This window comes from Streptomyces sp. NBC_00273 (assembly GCF_036178145.1).
In the GTDB taxonomy this organism is placed as follows: Bacteria; Actinomycetota; Actinomycetes; order Streptomycetales; family Streptomycetaceae; genus Streptomyces.
In genome coordinates this window covers 929,153-945,837 of sequence record NZ_CP108067.1, presented here as the reverse complement: position 1 = coordinate 945,837, position 16,685 = coordinate 929,153, and the positions used below count along the sequence as shown (strand labels likewise).

Annotated in this window: 14 protein-coding genes and 1 pseudogene; 7 read left to right on the top strand and 8 right to left on the bottom strand. The window is 73.6% G+C overall.

Translation table 11 applies throughout. The annotated features are described in order from the left end of the window. Positions 1-44 precede the first annotated feature (44 nt). Positions 45-623, bottom strand: a pseudogene (locus OG386_RS03860) (phosphatase PAP2 family protein); the annotation flags it as partial. Between the two features lie 259 nt (positions 624-882). On the opposite strand from OG386_RS03860, the gene OG386_RS03855 reads away from it, so the two are divergent. From OG386_RS03855 to OG386_RS03835, 5 genes are all read left to right on the top strand, one after another. Continuing rightward, positions 883-2,982, top strand: coding sequence for a SpoIIE family protein phosphatase (locus tag OG386_RS03855; RefSeq protein ID WP_327380932.1), 2,100 nt, complete (start codon positions 883-885; stop codon positions 2,980-2,982). A gap of 81 nt (positions 2,983-3,063) precedes the next feature. Continuing rightward, entirely contained in the window at positions 3,064-3,588 is a 525-nt protein-coding gene (locus OG386_RS03850; protein ID WP_328786743.1) for a GNAT family N-acetyltransferase, read from the top strand. Positions 3,589-3,670: 82 nt separating this feature from the next. Further along, positions 3,671-4,465, top strand: coding sequence for a class I SAM-dependent methyltransferase (locus OG386_RS03845; RefSeq protein WP_328786742.1), 795 nt, complete (start codon positions 3,671-3,673; stop codon positions 4,463-4,465). Positions 4,466-4,536: 71 nt separating this feature from the next. Continuing rightward, on the top strand, positions 4,537-4,941 hold the full coding sequence (locus OG386_RS03840; protein ID WP_328786741.1) for a DUF4440 domain-containing protein: 405 nt from the start codon (positions 4,537-4,539) through the stop codon (positions 4,939-4,941). A 296-nt stretch (positions 4,942-5,237) separates the two neighbouring features. After that, complete coding sequence (locus OG386_RS03835) at positions 5,238-5,849, top strand: hypothetical protein (RefSeq protein WP_328786740.1); 612 nt, start codon at positions 5,238-5,240, stop codon at positions 5,847-5,849. A 22-nt stretch (positions 5,850-5,871) separates the two neighbouring features. Here the strand turns inward: OG386_RS03835 and OG386_RS03830 are convergent, their stop codons facing one another. Genes OG386_RS03830 through OG386_RS03820 form a run of 3 tightly spaced genes read right to left on the bottom strand, consistent with a single transcriptional unit; the run spans position 5,872 to position 11,072 of the window. Next, a complete protein-coding gene (locus OG386_RS03830) occupies positions 5,872-6,834 on the bottom strand; it encodes a hypothetical protein (RefSeq protein WP_328786739.1) in 963 nt (320 codons plus the stop codon). Positions 6,835-6,887: 53 nt separating this feature from the next. Further along, positions 6,888-7,832, bottom strand: a complete 945-nt coding sequence (locus OG386_RS03825) for a hypothetical protein (protein ID WP_328786738.1) — start codon at positions 7,830-7,832, stop codon at positions 6,888-6,890. A 48-nt stretch (positions 7,833-7,880) separates the two neighbouring features. Continuing rightward, positions 7,881-11,072, bottom strand: coding sequence for an amidohydrolase family protein (locus OG386_RS03820; protein ID WP_443053087.1), 3,192 nt, complete (start codon positions 11,070-11,072; stop codon positions 7,881-7,883). Between the two features lie 185 nt (positions 11,073-11,257). Between OG386_RS03820 and OG386_RS03815 the strand changes: the two genes are divergently transcribed. Next, positions 11,258-12,148: an aminoglycoside phosphotransferase family protein gene (locus tag OG386_RS03815; RefSeq protein WP_328793157.1), complete on the top strand. Its 891-nt coding sequence runs from the start codon at positions 11,258-11,260 to the stop codon at positions 12,146-12,148. A 59-nt stretch (positions 12,149-12,207) separates the two neighbouring features. Here the strand turns inward: OG386_RS03815 and OG386_RS03810 are convergent, their stop codons facing one another. Together OG386_RS03810 and OG386_RS03805 are read right to left on the bottom strand one after the other, a co-directional pair. Further along, positions 12,208-12,732 carry a hypothetical protein gene (locus OG386_RS03810; RefSeq protein ID WP_405790893.1) on the bottom strand — a complete coding sequence of 175 codons (525 nt, stop codon included), beginning with the start codon at positions 12,730-12,732 and terminating at the stop codon, positions 12,208-12,210. Between the two features lie 148 nt (positions 12,733-12,880). Further along, positions 12,881-13,534 carry a sigma-70 family RNA polymerase sigma factor gene (locus OG386_RS03805; protein ID WP_328786735.1) on the bottom strand — a complete coding sequence of 218 codons (654 nt, stop codon included), beginning with the start codon at positions 13,532-13,534 and terminating at the stop codon, positions 12,881-12,883. Positions 13,535-13,612: 78 nt separating this feature from the next. Here OG386_RS03805 and OG386_RS03800 point away from each other — a divergent pair, with 78 nt between their 5' ends. After that, complete coding sequence (locus OG386_RS03800; RefSeq protein WP_328793156.1) at positions 13,613-14,440, top strand: alpha/beta fold hydrolase; 828 nt, start codon at positions 13,613-13,615, stop codon at positions 14,438-14,440. Positions 14,441-14,579: 139 nt separating this feature from the next. Here the strand turns inward: OG386_RS03800 and OG386_RS03795 are convergent, their stop codons facing one another. Next, entirely contained in the window at positions 14,580-15,764 is a 1,185-nt protein-coding gene (locus OG386_RS03795; protein ID WP_328786734.1) for a cytochrome P450, read from the bottom strand. Then, entirely contained in the window at positions 15,754-16,494 is a 741-nt protein-coding gene (locus OG386_RS03790; RefSeq protein WP_328786733.1) for a tRNA-dependent cyclodipeptide synthase, read from the bottom strand. The genes OG386_RS03795 and OG386_RS03790 overlap by 11 nt, the downstream gene beginning before the upstream one ends. Positions 16,495-16,685 lie beyond the last annotated feature (191 nt).

The window sequence follows — 16,685 nt, the reverse complement described above, 5'->3', positions numbered from 1 at the left end:
CCGAGCGCCGCGCCCGCCAGGACGTCGTGCGGATAGTGCACGCCGACCAGGACCCGCAGCAGGGCGGCGGCCACGGCCACCGGCAGGGCCAGGGCCGCCAGCCGGGGACGTACGAGCGTCACCCCGACCGCCAGAGCGGCGGCGAGGGTGGCGTGATTGCTCGGGAACGACCAGTCGCCGGGCGCGGGACACGGTGCGACCGCCAGGGCCCCCGCCACGGCCCGGCACGGCCGCTCCTCGTCGACCAGGAGCTTCAGCGCCTGGCTGAGCGCGTAGGCGGCCACGGTCCCGGCGGCCGCCAGGGTCACCCCGGCCAGGCCCGGCGCATCACGGCGCCGCAGGGAGCACAGGCCCGCCGCGAACAGCAGCAGGACCAGGAGCACCAGCGTGCCCTCGCTCGCCGCCTCCAGTGCCGTCCCGGCCCAGGCGGGCCAGTCGCCCGCCACGCTCCGGGCGAGTGACCGGTAGACCGTCGCCGAGGCGCCCTCCGTGACGCGTACCGGCTCGTTCGTGCCCAGCGCGCCGCCGGGCGCCGCCCAGGCGACGGCCGCGGCGCCCGTTCCGGCCGTCGCGCCGGCGAGCGGCAGCCGTCGGGCCCATCCGTATCGGGTGTTCGATTCCATGGCCCGACCGTAGGAACGCCGGGGCCCTCCCGCCCCGGCCGAACGGCCGGCCCGGACCCCGACGAACGTCGGGTTGCGACGCGCGCCGTTCCGTGCGTGACGAGCGGGCGGCGGGTGCGCGGCGGTCCCGGCGGGGACGCTCCGGACGCTGCCGGGCGGGTTCGGGGGCACGATGAGAGGAAGCCGTGCGCCTCGGACCGCCCCAGGGCGGGTGGCGGCGGGCGGCGCCGGGCCGACGATGCCGGAAGGAGCGTCGCCGATGAGTGCGATCGACGGGGCGGGGACCGGTGGGATCAGACCCGGCATGGCCGGGGTCTCCCCGCCGAGCGGTTTGCTCGACGTCCTGAACGTCGCGGCGGTCGTCCTCGACTCCGAAGGACGGGTCGCACTGTGGAGCCCGCAGGCCGAGCAGCTGTTCGGCTGGACGGCGGCGGAGGCACTCGGCCGCCCCGCTGCCCGGCTGCTGGCCGCCAACGACCACGTGGGCCTGGTCACGGAGCTGTTCGCGCGCGTCATGGGAGGCGCCGGGGACTGGGCGGGGGCCTTCCCGGTGCGGCGCAGGGACGGCACCACGCGCCTGGTGGAGTTCCGCAACATGCGGCTGCTCGACGAGCACGGCGACATGTTCGCCCTGGGCATCGCGACCGACCGGACCCGGCTGCGCCAGCTGGAGCGGGACCTCGCCCTGTCCGCGCGCCTGGTGGCCCAGTCCCCGATCGGCCTCGCGGTCCTGGACACCGAGCTGCGGTACGTGCTCGTCAACCCGACGCTGGAGCGGATCAACGGGCTGCCCGCCGAAGACCACATCGGCCGGGGGGTCCGCGAGGCGTTGGCCTTCCTCGACGACGCGGAGGCCGCCGAGTCGGCGATGCGCCAGGTCCTGGCCACCGGAACGCCGCTGCTCGAACAGTTCACGGCCGGCCGCACGCACGGCGGCGACCGCACCGAACACGCCTGGTCGGTGTCGTACTACCGACTGGAGGACGCCACCGGCCGGGTACTGGGCCTCGCCACCTCCGTGGTCGACGTCACCCAGAGTCACCGGGCGGCCATCGAGATCGCCCGCAGCCGCCGCCGCCTCGCCCTCATCGCGGACGCCACCGTCCGCATCGGCACCACCCTCGATCTCGACCAGACCGCCCGCGAGCTCGCCGACGTCGTCGTGCCCGAGCTCGCGGACATCGCCGCCGTCGACATCCTCGACTCCGTCCTCGAAGGCCGGCCGACCCTGAGGTCCTCCGCCCACGAGCCCGCGGTGTTCCGGGCGCTGGCCCTCGCGGCCGCCTACCCCAGCGACGCCGTCCGCGCCGCCGACCCGCCCGGGGACATTGCCCGCTACGCCGCGGACCGGCTGGTCACCCAGTCCGTGACGACCGGCCACCCGGTCCTCGTCGCGCACGTACAGGCCCAGGACATCTCGCGCATCGCCCGCGACAGCACCGCCGCCGACCTCCTGAGCCGCGCCGGGCTGCGCTCCTACCTTGCCGTTCCGCTCATCGCCCGCGGCGAGGTCCTCGGCGCGCTCGACCTCAAACGCACCCGCAACCCGCTGCCGTTCAACGACGACGACATCGTGCTGGCCGGCGAACTCGCCGCCCGCGCCGCCGTGTGCATCGACAACGCCCGCTGGTACCGCAACGCGCACCACACCGCCCTCGCCCTCCAGCACCACCTCCTGCCCCACCACCCGCCCCCCACGCCCGGCCTGGAAGTCGCCTACCGCTACCGGCCCGCCGCGGCCAGCAGCGAGATCGGGGGCGACTGGTTCGACGCCATCGCCGGACCCGACGACACCACCGTCCTCGTGGTCGGAGACGTCATGGGCAGCGGCATCAACGCCGCGGCCAGCATGGGACAACTGCGCACGGCGACCCGCACCCTCGCCGAACTCGCCCTCGACCCGCCCCAGGTGCTCCACCAGCTGGACCACACCACCGCCGCACTGGAGGAGACCATCGCCACGTGCGTCTACGTCGTCTACGACCCCCACGAGGCCCAGTGCCGGGTCGCCCTCGCCGGACACCTGCCCCCCGTCCTCATCCGCTCCGGCCGGCAGCCCCGACTGCTCGACCTGCCCACCGGCGCACCGCTCGGCGTGGGCGGCATCCCGTTCCAGTCCACCACCATCGCCATGGACCCCGGCGACCAGCTCGTCCTCTACACCGACGGCCTGGTCGAAACCCGCGACCAGCCCATCGACGAACGCCTCGACCTCCTGCTGACCCTGCTCGCCGACACCGGACGCCCGCTGGAGGAGACCTGCGACCGCCTCCTGGACTCCCTGCGCCGCACGGACGACCACGACGACGTCGCCCTGGTCATCGCCCGTGCACGGCCCCTGCCGACGGGTTCCGCCTAGACCGTCCCTCGTTCCGCACGGGCCGTCCCCGACGGATCTTGCTGCACGAGCCCGGCCCGGTCGACTGTTATCGTCCGAGGTATGCCCGAGCTCATAGCCCCCACCTCCCACCTGCACGCTTCCTGGCTCGCCGCGCAGCGGGAATGGGGACCGGACGCCCATCTGGACGGCGCCGGGCTCGGCTCCGACGACGACGTGGACACCCCGGAGGGCTTCGCGGCCTGGGCGGAGCGACTGCGCCGGCAGTCGGACCGCACCCTGCCGGTCGACCACGGCCGGGTCCACGCGACGTACTGGTGGATCGCCGAGGGCGACACGTACCTGGGCGCGATCGACCTGCGGCACTACCTGAACGGTTTCCTCCTCGACGCGGGCGGCCACATCGGCTACAGCGTCAGGCCCTCGGCGCGTCGTCGGGGGCTGGCCACCTGGGCCCTCGCGGCCGTCCTGCACGAGGCGCGCGTCCTGGGGATGGACCGGGTCCTGCTGACCTGCGACCCGGACAACGAGGCGTCGGTCCGCACGATCGAGGGCAACGGCGGGGTACTGGAGGACGTCCGCGACACCCTGATCGGCCCCAAGCGGCGCTACTGGATCGACCTCTAGCGGGGCGTCCTGCACCCGCGGGCGGACACCCCGGGCCCCGTGTCGTTCCACTGCCGTGCGTCCGCCGTGGGTCGATAGTGGGATGGTGAACGACAGGCCGGAAGGACCCGGGCCCTGCGGCGCCGAAGACGGTACCGACTGGTCCGGACGTGAAGGGGCGCGGGCATTCGCGGCCGTGGAGGCGGCCACGGACTGGCTGCTCGGGTATCCGTTCGTCTTCCGGGCCCTGGCCCGCCGGATCGGCGCGGGCGAGGTCTTGGTGGACTACGGGTGCGGGCCGGGCAAGGTGGCCGACGCGGCGGCCCGGCAGCTGGGGGCGAGGGTGCTGGGGGTGGACACCTCCCCGCAGATGCTGGCGCTGGCCCGCGGCTCGGCGACCGCAGTGGCCGAGTACCACCTGGTCGAGGCCGGACGCGTGAGCGACCTGCCGGACGGCTGCGCGGACGCGGTGATGTGCAACCACGTACTGGCCTCGCTGCCGACCGAAGAGGCCGTGCTCGGCGTCTTCACCGAGATCCGCCGGCTCCTGCGCCCGGGCGCCCCGTTCGTACTGCTGGCCACCGATCCCGCGTGCAGCGGCACGGAGTACGCCTCGCTGCGCATCGGCGACCCGGGCGGGGCGTACGGGCCGGGCGACGAGCTGACGGTACGGCTGCGGCGCACGGACGGAACCTGGCAGGACGTACGCAACCACGCGTGGCCCGTCGCAATCCTCCCGCCCCTGTTGGAGCGCGCGGGATTCCGGGACGTCGTCCAGCACCGGCCCACCGTCGACGAGGCACTGACCGTGGCCGACGCCGACTTCGCGGCCGGCCGTGCGTGGTCGGCGGAGCGGGCGCGACCGCCGCTGGTGATCACGACAGCGCTCGCGGCCTGATCGGACGGCCGCAGCGGTCCCGATGCGGCCCGTCCGCCGCGCACGATGCTCCCCGGTGTTAATGTCGCGCCATGTCGTCCAAGGCCGAAATAGACGTGGTGACCGCGGAGTTCTTCGGCGCCTTCGACAACCGGGGCGGCAAGGCCGCCGATCTGGACCGGATCCGTCGACTGGTCCTGCCGGGCGGAGTGATCACCATGACCGGCCCGCAGTTCACGGTCTGGACCGTGGACGAATTCATCGAGCCGCGCCGCGTGTTGCTGGCCGCCGGCGGACGCCTGGCCGAGTTCTCCGAGTGGGAGACCTCCGAACGGACCGAGATCGCCGGCGACATCGCGTCGCGCTTCGGCGAGTACCGCAAGTCCGGGCTCCTGGACGGCAAGCCGTTCGAGGGGGCGGGCACCAAGACCATCCAGTTCGTCCGTACGCCGGACGGCTGGCGGATCGCGGCCTTCGCCTGGTGCGACCGGCCCTGATCACGGCCCGCCGCCTCGGCCCCGGCCCACCGCGGGCCGTCGGCCGCAAGGCGTGTTCGAACGCAGGGCCGTTGGTACATCGGGCCGATCACGGTGCGTGCGGGAGTTCTCGGTCCGCTGGACGTCCTCCTCCTCGCGGCCGTAGGTGACCGCGATGATCGCGGCGACCTGCAACGACGCGGAGGCCGTCGAGCGCCGCGCCCGCCTCGGTCTCGCCGTCGCCCGCCGCTACCGCATGCCGGCGGCCGGGGCGGCCGGTCCGTCGACGCTGGCCATGCTCGCCCACGCCCGGGGCCGTGACGGGCGCCCAGGTCGCCCGCGTGCCCGGGGCGGAGGACGACTCCTCGGTCTGGTCGGGCCACTTCCACGGAGCCCTGCACCCCGGCCCGGCAGGCACCAGGATCGCGTCGGACGCCTGGGTGCGGCACCCCCTCGGCCGGCCCGTCGCCTGGAACCTGGACCAGTGGCTCACCGACGGCGAGCGCGCCTGGTCCGGGGAAATCGGCTGGGCCGGACCGCCGGCCTGTGCGTACTACTGGGACCGCTCCATCGTCTGGCTCGACGAGGACCGCCCGGTCCTGGAAGGCTTGGGCTACGACGACGTGGAACTGGCGCCCGGGGCACGCGTCTTCGACCTCGGTCGCCGAGGCGCGGGCGGACCCGCTGGAACAGGGGAGCCCGCCGAGATCGCGGCCTTCGGCGGGCCCGAGGGCCGCTCCTTCGCCGCGGACGGGCTGCTGTTCTCCTCCTCCGAGTCCGGGCTCGAGATCTGGAACCCCACGACGGGAGCCCGCCTCGGGGCCCTCGCCGGATTCCGCCCCACGCACCACGACCACGCCCGGGGCGAGCTGATCGAACTCTCCTCCATCGGGTTGCGCCGCTGGCGGACCGCCGACGCCGACGCCTGACCGGATCGGCCCCGACCGGCCCCTATAGGCCAGCCGGGGCCGGGGCCGGGGCCGGGGCCAGCGCGGTGCGGAGTCGGGCGAGCCAGTCGGCGGCAGAGCCCCGCACCCCGGGGTGGGCCGCGCAGAAGCGCTGCCACGCCCGCTCGTCCGGCCGCACGCCGGCCAGGCACGGGGGCTCCGGGAGGGACCGCTCCCGGCAGGCCTCCGCCAGCAGCACGGCGTCGTACAGGTCCTTGCACTGCGGACCGTCCCCGGCCGTGGCGTCCGCCACCAGCCACCGCAGCTTCCAGGCCAGCGACAGTTCGCGGCTCGCCGTCCGGGCCACCGTGACCCCGCCGTCGCTGCGCGGCACGGCCGTCCAGACGGGTGCCTCGGGCAGCCGCTCGTCGCGGGAGAAGTCCAATTGCGCCACCCCCACCGCGCCGGAGTCCGCCCGCCACGGGATCAGGATCCTGATCCCGGCGGGCCCGACCTCGCCGTTCGTGTACGCGTAGGCCCACGTACCGTCCCGGCGCGCCCCGTCCGCGTCCAGCAGGACGCCCGCGGCGGCCAGTGGGCGGGCACGGACCCGGTCCAGCAGGTCCTCGTACGGCGGGAAGTCCGCCGGCTCCGGCTCCGGTTGCCAGACCAGGCCCTCCGGCGGCACGTTCGCGCGCAGCCCCCGCGTCTCGAACTCCTCCTCCCCGTCCGCCCATATCTCGTAGCGGGCCGCACCGTCGGCGGCCTCCGGCCACTGCTGCACGGTGTCGTACGCCGGGACGTACGGGTGGGGGTCCCGCCGATCGATGGGGACCGGCGACGGCGGCGGCACGACGAAGTCGAGGTCACCCGGTGGCCGGGCCCGGCCACCGATCCACGCGGGCATGACCATGCTGCCGCGCAGGACCAGGTCGTCGCCCCACGCGGATTCCGAGATCAGCCGCAGGAGATGGTCGAGGGCGGCGCGGCCGGGCCCTGCCGTTGCCGTCCGGTCGTTCACCGTCATGCGGCGACTGTAGGCGCGACCGCTGACAGGGCAGGCCGGGCCTCAGCAACGGCTCATTGGATGAGGCTGGTGTGCGGGTGCTCCGGGGACTCCGGGCAGACGTAGAGCTGCAGGTGGTCACCCTTGGAGACCTGCACCTCGGGCGGGTTCGACTCGATGTCGCCGCCCTGCTGGGCGACGGACTGGTCCTCGTACGGGATCCAATTGTGGGTGCCGCCGTCCCATTCGCCCGAGCAGATGGTCAGCAGCGGGACCATGCCGGCGTCACAGGCGGAGCAGAACCGGGCGACGGGATCGGTGAGGCCCCACGGGGCCCAGCCACCGACCTTCCAGCCGGGGGCGAGGGACAGGTGGCTGTCGTAGAACGACTTCGGGTAGGGAGCGTAGGAGCTGTCCACTCCGGATCCGGCCGCCTGCCACCGGCTCCAGTCCTGGAGCTGCTCGCGCAACTCCGCGCTCAGTTCCAGGAAGTTGGGGTACTCGGTGATCTGCTCGGGCGCGAGCACGCACGGCCGCGGCACGTATTCTCCGTACTCCACCGCGAACGGCCCGGGCGGCGCGGCGAGGACGTCGGTGACCTCGGCGGAAGACCGCCAGAACAGTGCCGTTGGAGGCTTGAGGTCCGGCTCGTGCTCGAAGGGACACCACAGCACCTGGAGCAGGTCGGCCCGCCCCGGGGGCCGCAGCAGGGGTATGTCGCGCACGTACAGCTGGGCCACGGGCACCATGGGGTTCGGACCCGGGTGCCACTCGATGTCCGAACTGACTTTCACCCCGTACGCCTCGTACAGCTGGTCCACCTGGTCGTGCGACTCGTGACAGTACGGCCACGGCTCGTCGGCGGGCCACAGCAGCGGCCCGCCGACCGAGCTGTCGTGCACCGACGGAGAACCGGCGCGGGGGTGCAACCGGACGGCCGGGCGTGCCAGCGGGGCCAGTTGAGGAAAGAGCGCGGTGACCTCGACCGGCCGCCGTGGGGTGGTGAAGGTGACGTTCATGGGGTCGATGCTGCCAGCGAGCTCTGACAACGGGCCTGCTCGAAACGCCTAGACGTGCGGCGTGCAGCAGCCGTCGCGCAGCATCTGGTCCAGTACCGCGCGCCAGTCGGCCGGGTCCGGGTCCGGGTCGGAGGCCGAGGGTTCGGCGGAGGGCGCGAAGGCACGTTCCAGGGACGGGCGTTCACGCAGGTTCCCGCCGCGGACGGTCGCCCGTACGCGGACCAGGTCGTCGAAGTCGGTGAACGGATCGCCGTCGACCAGGGTGAGGTCGGCGATCCGGCCGGGCTCGACCGTGCCGAGCCGGTCCGCGACGCCGAACATCCGGGCCGGGGCCGAGGTCACCGTCGTCAGGGCCTCCGCAGGCGTCAGGCCGTACCGGTGCAGGGCCCGCAGGGCGAGGTGGAGGTGGAGGCCCACCGGGGTGAGCGGGGCGTCGGTGCCCAGCGCGAGGCGCCCGCCGCCTTCGACGACACGGCGGTAGACGCCGACCTCCCGCTCCAGCGCCGCGCTCTGCTCCGCACTCGGCGGCCCGGCGGCCGCGGCCCGGACGGCCGCCACGTCCCACGGCGGCATCAGGGACGCCACCCGCGGATCGTCGGCGAGCGCCGGATCGGCGCCGATCAGCGGGAGGGCCGTGAAAGGGGTGGCGATCAGGTCGAAACCGCCGCGCGTGTAGACCTCCAGGGTGTCCTGGTACGTGTGCCCCCGCGGGGTGGACCCGTGCCCGTACTCGGCCCGCTCGGTCGCCACCAGGTGCGTGGTCAGGTCCTGGCCGGACCCGATACCGGGGGCGCACAGGTGGGAGCCGGCCAGGACGCCGAGCCGTTCGTGCGCGAAGCGGGCCGCCTCGGCCATGTACGCGTACGGCGCCCGTACGTACGTCTTGACGAAGTCCCAGTCCAGCGCGGCGCCCCGGGCCAGCGAGCGGGCGAACCCGGCGCGCGTGCGATGGGCGCGCCCCATGCTGTAGGCGACCCGCGAGCCGTCGAGGAGCTCCCCGCCCGCCAGTAGACGGGGTGCGGCGAGCAGCCCGGCCCGGATGTCCTCGCGCAGCCGGGCCTGTTCGTAGGCGGAGCCGCCGAGCGACACGACGGTCGTGACCCCGTACGCGAGGTGCAGCGCACCCTGGCGCGCCCCGTAGGTGTAGGGGTACGGATGGACGTGCGCGTCCCACAGGCCGGGCAGGACCGTGCCGTGGGAGCAGTCCACGGTGCGGGTGGCGCGGCGGCCCGGTCGGTGCGGCTCGACGGCGGTGATCCGGCCGCCGCGGAGCAGGACGTCGACGTCGGCGCGCGGCGGGGAGCCGGTGGCGTCCCACAGCAGTCCTGCGTGCACGACGGTGTCGACGGGTGCGGGGCGCCGGTAGTTCAGGGAGACGGGTACGGTCCGCGGCGCTCCGGCCGGTGCGCCGGCAGCGTCGAGGGCGAGCAGACGGAGCCGGGCACAGGACTGGTAGAGCAGGGTGCGGGAATCGGCGGACCACGAAGGGTGGTCGGCGGGCTCGTCGGTCAGGCGCCGGGCCGGTCCGGTCGGCGCGCCGTCGGGGCCGACGGGCAGCAGCCACAGGGCCGACTCGCCGACGCAGGCCAGGAAGCGGCCGTCGGGGGACCAGACCGGGCCGGAGGCGTAGCGGTCCGCGAGCGAGGCGTGCGGGGCGAGCGCGTGCAGGCGGTCGGCCCCGGTGGCGGTGTCGACGATCCGGACGAGGTTGTAGCCCTCGCGGAAGCGCCGGCTGAGCCGGTTGCGGTCGCAGAGGGCGAGGTGGCGGCCGTCGGGCGACCAGCTGGGCGGGCCGGGCAGACCGCCGCCGCCGAGGGCCGCGACCAGGGGGGTCTCGATCCCGCTCGCGAGGTCGCGGACGAGGAGCCGCCCGGCGAGGTCGAGGGCGGCTAGCCTCGTGCCGTCCGGCGACAGCACCCCGTAGACGCGGCCGCCCGCGGCCAGGACGCTCTCCCGGCCGCTGTCGAGTTCCCTGCGGCGCACGGTGTTCAGGCCGTCGCGGTCGTCGGTGTAGACCAGCGCGCGGCCGTCCGGGCTCCATACCGGTCCCTGGACGTACGCCGTGACGGGGGCCTGGACGATCTTGCGGGGCGCGCCGCCGGAGACGGGCGCGACCCACAGCGCGTTCAGTGCGGCGAAGGCGACGCTGCGGCCGTCGGGGGAGAGGGCCGGCAGGTGGATGCCCCGGACGGGAAGGCTCCGTTCGGCCTCCAGGACGTACTCCTTGACCCGGTAGCGGGGCCGGGACACTTCGAGGGTGGCGTCGAGGGGGATCTCGCGGCCGTCGGCGCCTGCGTCCCGGTGGGGGCGGACCACCCGGAACCGCCCGTCGAGGGTGATCAGCAGCTGGTCGTCACCGATCCAGCGCGGGGGAGCGGGCGCGAGATCATCGTCGAGGGGGACCGGACGGCCGTCGGCGAAGAGGGAGAAGGTCTCGGCCTTGCGGGGGCCGGGAGCCGCGGACAGCCAGGCGGTGCGTCCGGCCGGGGAGAGCGCCGGAGCCAGCAGCCTGCCGTCGGTGACGGTGTGCTCGACCCGGACCGGACCCCCGAAACCGGGTTCCGTGGCCACGGAGGCGATGGTCCGGGCGGTCAGGGTTTCCCCGGTGGGCGTGCCGCGTACGAACAGCACGCGCGAGCCGTCCGGCGACCAGACCGGGTCGAAGTCCTCCCACTCCCCGTCCTGGCCGGGGCCCTCCTGCCCGGGCAGGCCTGTCAGCCGGCGCGGGCGGCCGCCGGTCACGGTGACGGTCCAGATCCGGTACGGGCTCCCGGCCACCGGATCGCCGCCGCGCTCGGAACAGAAGGCGAGGGAGCGGCCGTCGGGCGACCAGGCGGGCGCGCGGTGGTCGAACGGGCCGTCGGTGAGCGGGCGCAGGCCGGAGCCGTCCGCGTTCATCAGCCAGATGTGGAAGGTGCCGCCCCGGTAGGCGCTCATCGCCACCTGGCGACCGTCGGGGGAGAACACCGGGCGGCCGGGTTCCAGATCGGGCGGGGTCAGCGGGGTCGCGGGCGAACCGTCCGGGGGCAGCGACCAGAGAACGCCCTGAACCTCGGCGACGACCCGCTCCCCGGTGGCGGAGGCGGTGGCCGCTCCGTTGGTCGCCCGGGTGAAGCGCAGCCTGACCCGGTCCCCGGCGGCGCCGCCCGGGACGGCCGCCGCCACGGACGCGCGGCCGAGCAGCGCGGTCAGGGCGCCCGCGGACGCCGCCTGCAGTACGGTCCTTCGCGCAACTCGCAACCCGACCACTCGCCCCGTCCGTCATGACTGCCCCGAATGTCCCGTCAGCCACGCAAACGATCACGACCCCGGTCGGGCAACGGTGCGGCGCGCGCGGGTGCGGGTGGCGGTGGCGGTGCGGTGGGAAAAGGGTTTGACGCCGTGGGCGGTCGGCGATCGGATGGTGGTCCATGAGCACCGCACCGATGCATCCCGGCGCACACCCCGTTGACGAGGACCTCGTACGCCGTCTGATCGCCGGGCAGTTCCCCCGGTGGGCCGGGCTGACCGTGGAGCGGCTGCCGTCGGGCGGCACGGTCAACGGGATGTACCGGTTGGGCGACGGCATGGTCGTACGGCTGCCGATGTTGGCGGGCGGGGCCGAGGACGTGGCGATGGAACGCGAATGGCTGCCCCGCCTCGCGCCCCGGCTGCCGACGGCCGTCCCCGAAGTCCTCGGGGCCGGGGAGCCCGCGGAGGGCTACCCGTGGTCGTGGTCGGTGTACCGGTGGCTGGCGGGGGAGAATCCCGAGGCCGGGGCGGTGCACGAGCCCGTGGCGCTGGCCCGTGACCTGGCGTCCTTCGTGGCGGCCATGCGGAGCATCGCCTTGCCCGGGGCACCGAAGGCCTACCGCGGGGGGCCGCTCGCCTCCCTCGATGCGTCGACCCGGGCGGCGATCGAGCAACTGCGGGGGATCCCCGGGGAGGGCGTCGACTGCGATGCCGTGGCCGCCGTATGGGAAGACGCGCTGCGGGCCCCGGAGTGGACCGGCCCGGAGGTATGGCTGCACGCCGACCTGATGCCGGGCAACCTGCTGGTGGACGGGGGCAGGCTGACCTCGGTCATCGACTTCGGGTGCGCGGGGGCGGGAGATCCTGCCTGCGATCTGTTTCCGGCATGGAACCTGCTGCCGCCCGCTGCGAGGACGGTCTTCCGCGAAGGGCTCGGCGTGGACGACGTGACCTGGCGCCGCGGCCGGGCGAGGACGCTCTCGCAGGCGCTGATCGCGCTGCCCTACTACCGCACGACGAACCCGGCGATGGCGGCCAACGCCCGGCACGTGATCCGGGAGGTGCTCGGAGAGCACCGACGGTGAGGCCCGCCCGGGCCCGGCCTGCGCCGGGCCCGGGCGGGCCGTCCGGCGGTCGGGTGCGCTCAGGAGCTGGCCGCGGAGGTGCAGGCCGCGCTGCCGCCGCAGAAGGTGACGTCCCAGTGGTTGCCCTCCCGGGCGTAGACGTTGCCCGCGGCGGACCGGTAGCGGGCGGCCCCGTCGCCGCGGTCGGCGATCCGGGTGAAGCTGCCGGTGACGTAGGTGCTGACACAGCTGGTCGGACTGAAATCGATCTTGTAGCCGTTCCAGTGGCTGTAGGTGCCCGAGGCGTGTCCCACCTCGGTGCCGCCGGTGATGGTGAGGGCGCAGTGGCTCGCGTTGCGCAGGGTGATGACGTCGCTGATGGTGGCGGCGTTGACCTGCTCCAGCGAGGTACAGGTGCTGTTGTTCCGGTTGCTGCAACCGCCGCTGGAGGACAGGCCGATGCCGCCCGTGGCGTTCAACTGGCTCACCGCCGACGCATGGCTGAGCTTCGCCGGGGCGGCGTGCGCGGTGCCGGGAACGAGCAGGGCGACGAGGGCCGCAGTGGTGCCGACGAAGGTGGTGGCGAGGGTGCCGCGGACTCGCATGCGCATGAGGATCTTCCCCTTCTCCGGATCGGAGTGCTGACGACACACACTTCAGCAGCGGGAGTCGGGCCCGCGCGGGCCGATCGGCACATCTGTCCGGTACGGGACGGTCGGCCGCGCGTTCGTCCGAGTGTGGCGGGCGGAGGGATCAGTGCCCGCCGCCCGGGAGCCGCCCGCCCGGGAGCCGCTCGTCCTGGAGCCGGTCGCGCTGCACCCGGTGGGCGAGGGTGCGGCGTACCGGGGCCGAAACCGTGACCGGCGTGCCGGTCGTCGCCTTCGGCGGCACGTCGAGAGCGCGGCTGATCTCGTCGTACGCGGCCCGGAAGGCCGTCGGCAACTCCGTGCGACGGAGCGTCAGGTCCGCTTCGAGGAGGCGCCGCAGCTCGTCGACGGTCCGGGGCGTGAAGCGCTTGCGGCCCCGGGCGAGGGCGTCGACGCAGCGGGTGCAGCCCGCGGCGTCGAGGGTCTCGGCGACCGCCTCCGCGAGTCCCCACAGGCGCCCTTCGAGCCACGGGGTGTCGTACTGGTCGAGGGCGAGCCCCATCGGGGGCGCTTGGTCGTCGAGCGCGTGCTTCGCCACCTGCTTGGACACGGCGGGCTGACTCATGTCGGCGATCCGGGCGATCGTGTCCTGGGTCCAGCCGAAGCCGGCGAACAGCTTGATCATCTCGGCGCGCAGCTTCCGCATCTCCTCACCCGCTCGAATGACCTCGTTCATGCCGGCGAGCATCCGCGCGGCCTGTTCCTCGGTCAGCGCTTCGGGTGTCAACTGCGCACGCTCCACACTCTCTCGGTCTGCCACGACTCGGTTATACACCGGAGCCCGCCATCCGCCATAACCAAGTTGTATAACCGAGTTATGGCTGACAGGATCCGCGGCATGCCCACCTTCACCGCACCTGACGGAACCCGGCTCGCCTACCGCATCCACGGGAGCGGCGACCCGGTCGTCTGCGTCCCGGGAGGCCCCGCGGACTCCGCCTACCTCGGCGACCTCGGGGGCCTGTCCGCGCACCGCCGGCTGATCGTCCTGGACCTGCGCGGCACCGGCCGGTCCGACGTCCCCGAGGACACCTCCACCTACCGCTGCGACCGCCTCGTCGATGACCTCGAGGCCCTGCGCGAGCACCTCGGACGCGCCCGGATCGACCTGCTCGCCCACTCGGCCGGGGCGAACCTCGCCACGCAGTACGCGGCCCGGTACCCCGACCGGGTCCGCAGGCTCGCCCTGATCACCCCCGGCACCCGGGCCGTCGGCGTGGTCATCACCGGGGAGGACCGGCGGGAGCTCGCGCAGCTGCGGAAGGACGAGCCGTGGTTCCCCGGCGCGTTCGCGGCGCTGGAAGCGATCACCGGGGGCACCGGCAGCGACTGGGACGCCATCAGCCCCTTCCTCCACGGCCGGTGGGACGCCGCGGCCCGGCAGCACCAGGCGGCAGCCCGCCCGGACAACACGGAGGCCGTCACCCTCTTCGCGGCCGACGGCGCCTTCGACCCGCGGGCCACGCGCGCAGCGCTCACCACCTGGAGGGGCCCCGTGCTGCTGCTCGCGGGGGAGTTCGACCTGAACAGCCCCCCTCGGTCGGTGGCCGAGTTCGCCGGGCTGATCCCGGGCGCCACCCTCGTCGTACAGCGGGGCGCGGGCCACTACCCCTGGCTCGACGACGCCGACCGGTTCGTGGCGACCACCGCGGCGTTCCTGGCCTAGGTGCAGTGGCCGTTACGGGGGCCGGGCGCGGCGCGGGGCGGGGCGGTTCGGGCCGGGCGGGCAGGGCGACGGCCCCGGCCGGATTCCCCCCGGCCGGGGCCATCATCGGGCAGGCGCGTCGTCCCGCGCGCCCACGCGGTCACCAGAGCACGGGCAGGCGCTCCGGGATGCGCTTCATGAAGCGGGTGCGCCACACGAGCTGGTCGACCGGCACGGCGAGGGCCAGGTTGGGCATCTTCTCCAGGAGCACTTCGACGGCGATCTCGGTGTGCCGCTTGCCGAGTGCGGTGGCCGGGCAGTAGTGCTGTCCGCCGCCGAAGGAGAGGTGCGTGCCGGCGTTCGGCCGGTCGATGTCCGCGACGTGCGGGTCGGGGTACACGTCCGGGTCGGTGTTGGCGGCCTCGACCAGGACGAGCATCAGCTCGCCCTTCTTCACCTCGACGTCGCCGAGGGTGAGGTCCTCCAGCGCGAGCCGGGGCAGGCCGTCGGCGATCGACAGGTTGATGCGCAGGAGTTCGTCCACGGCGGCCGGGATCTTCTCCGGCTCCTTGCGCAGCCGCTCCCACATCTCGGGGTTCTGGAGGAGGGAGAAGATCGCCATGGTCAGGAAGCCCATGGTGGAGATGACCCCCGCGCCGAACAGCGTGACGCCGACGGTGGCGAGCATCTCGTCCGTCAGGTGGTCGTAGTCGGGGTCGTTGCGCAGGGCGGCGAGCTCGGCGATCAGGCCGGTGGTGGTGGGGTCGTCGAGGCGCTCCACCATGTAGGCGATGTCGCGGTCCCAGTTGAGCTTGGCGCCGGTGACCGGGCAGGCCGAGTTCATGAACGCGATGTCGAGGCTGGCCGCGAGGCGCGGAGCGTCGGACTCGGGAATGCCGAGGATGCGGCAGTGCAGGTTCTCGGCGTACGGGTTGGTGAACTGGCCGCGCAGGTCGACCGGCGCCCCGTGGCTCAGGAGACCGTCGACCAGGCTGGTGGCCTGGGCGCGCATCCAGTCGGTGAGCCCGTCCGTCTTCGGGTTGATCGCCTTGAGGACGGCCTTGCGCAGTCCCGCGCCGGTGATGTTGCCCATGTTGTTGACGACCTCGGGCGGGATCGTCAGCGCGTACTGGCGGGGCGCGCCCGGGGCCGAGGTGTCCTTCAGGCTGAACCGGGGATCCTCGAGGACCTGCTTGGCCAGCGGATAGGAGGAGACGAGCCAGGCCTCGTCCCCGGCTATCGTGCGCACCCGCTTCACCGGTTCGGCGCGCAGCTCCTCGACCTCGGGCGGGAGCTGGTCGCCGCGCGCGGAGAAGGGGAAGTCGAGCAGGGTGTCAGCGGACATCGGGAGCTCCTTCGGCGGGGGTGATGATGGCGTGACCCTGGTTGCGCGAGGCGCGCAGGCCCGAGCCGCGTGAGTAGAGCAGTTCCGCCATGGGCAGGAGCTGGTGGTAGCAATTGAGGGAGGACGGCACGCCCAGAATGGCCGGCGTGTCGAGGAAGAGCGGCATCTCGGCGCAGACGTACTCCAAGCACACGTCGCGCTGCCGTGTGGTGGCGGCCTTCCCGTTCAGGACCTTGGACGAGAGGAACGCGTCGACCAGCGAGTTGCTGGTCTTGCGGAACTCCGGGTCGGTGTCCAGCAGGGTGGTCAGGTGACTGTGGAGCGCCCGGTAGGCCGGGATGTCGGTGAGGGACGACATCGGACGGGCGCGGAGGCGGGTGCCGGTGGGGTCGGCCTCTGCGGCGGCGTTGTTCACCTTGGCGCGGACGCCGCGCAGGTTCTTCACCGCCTTCCGGCGCGCTTCGTCCTCGCCGTAGCCGAGAGCCTCGTACATCTCGGCCACGTGCATGTCGGTGTAGATGAGGTCGACCTGCTCGAAGTTGCGCAGGCCCCAGTGGGCAAGGTCATTGACACGTTGGGCCGAAAAGTAACTGTTCCCCGGGGAAATACCGATGACGGCATGATCGCCTTCGGTGCTGATCACCTGGCAATGCGGGGTGTACGGCCGGACTGTGAAGACTTCGGTTGCTGTCGTCAACAGGGGTCGGGTCCTTTGCGCCGCTAGTCCCATGGGGCCCTGTGCCCCGGGTGTGGCGGCGACGTGAAGGAAAGCTACCCGAACTCTGAGCGACGTTCCATGTCTTCTGGGTAGTAACTCATCTGTCGGACAACACAGTTGACCCGGGCACCTTCTGAGCGCGGCCGATCCGGCCCTGGCGGCGGCTTGTTGACCGCGTTTCACCGGGTGTTTCCGGAACGGTC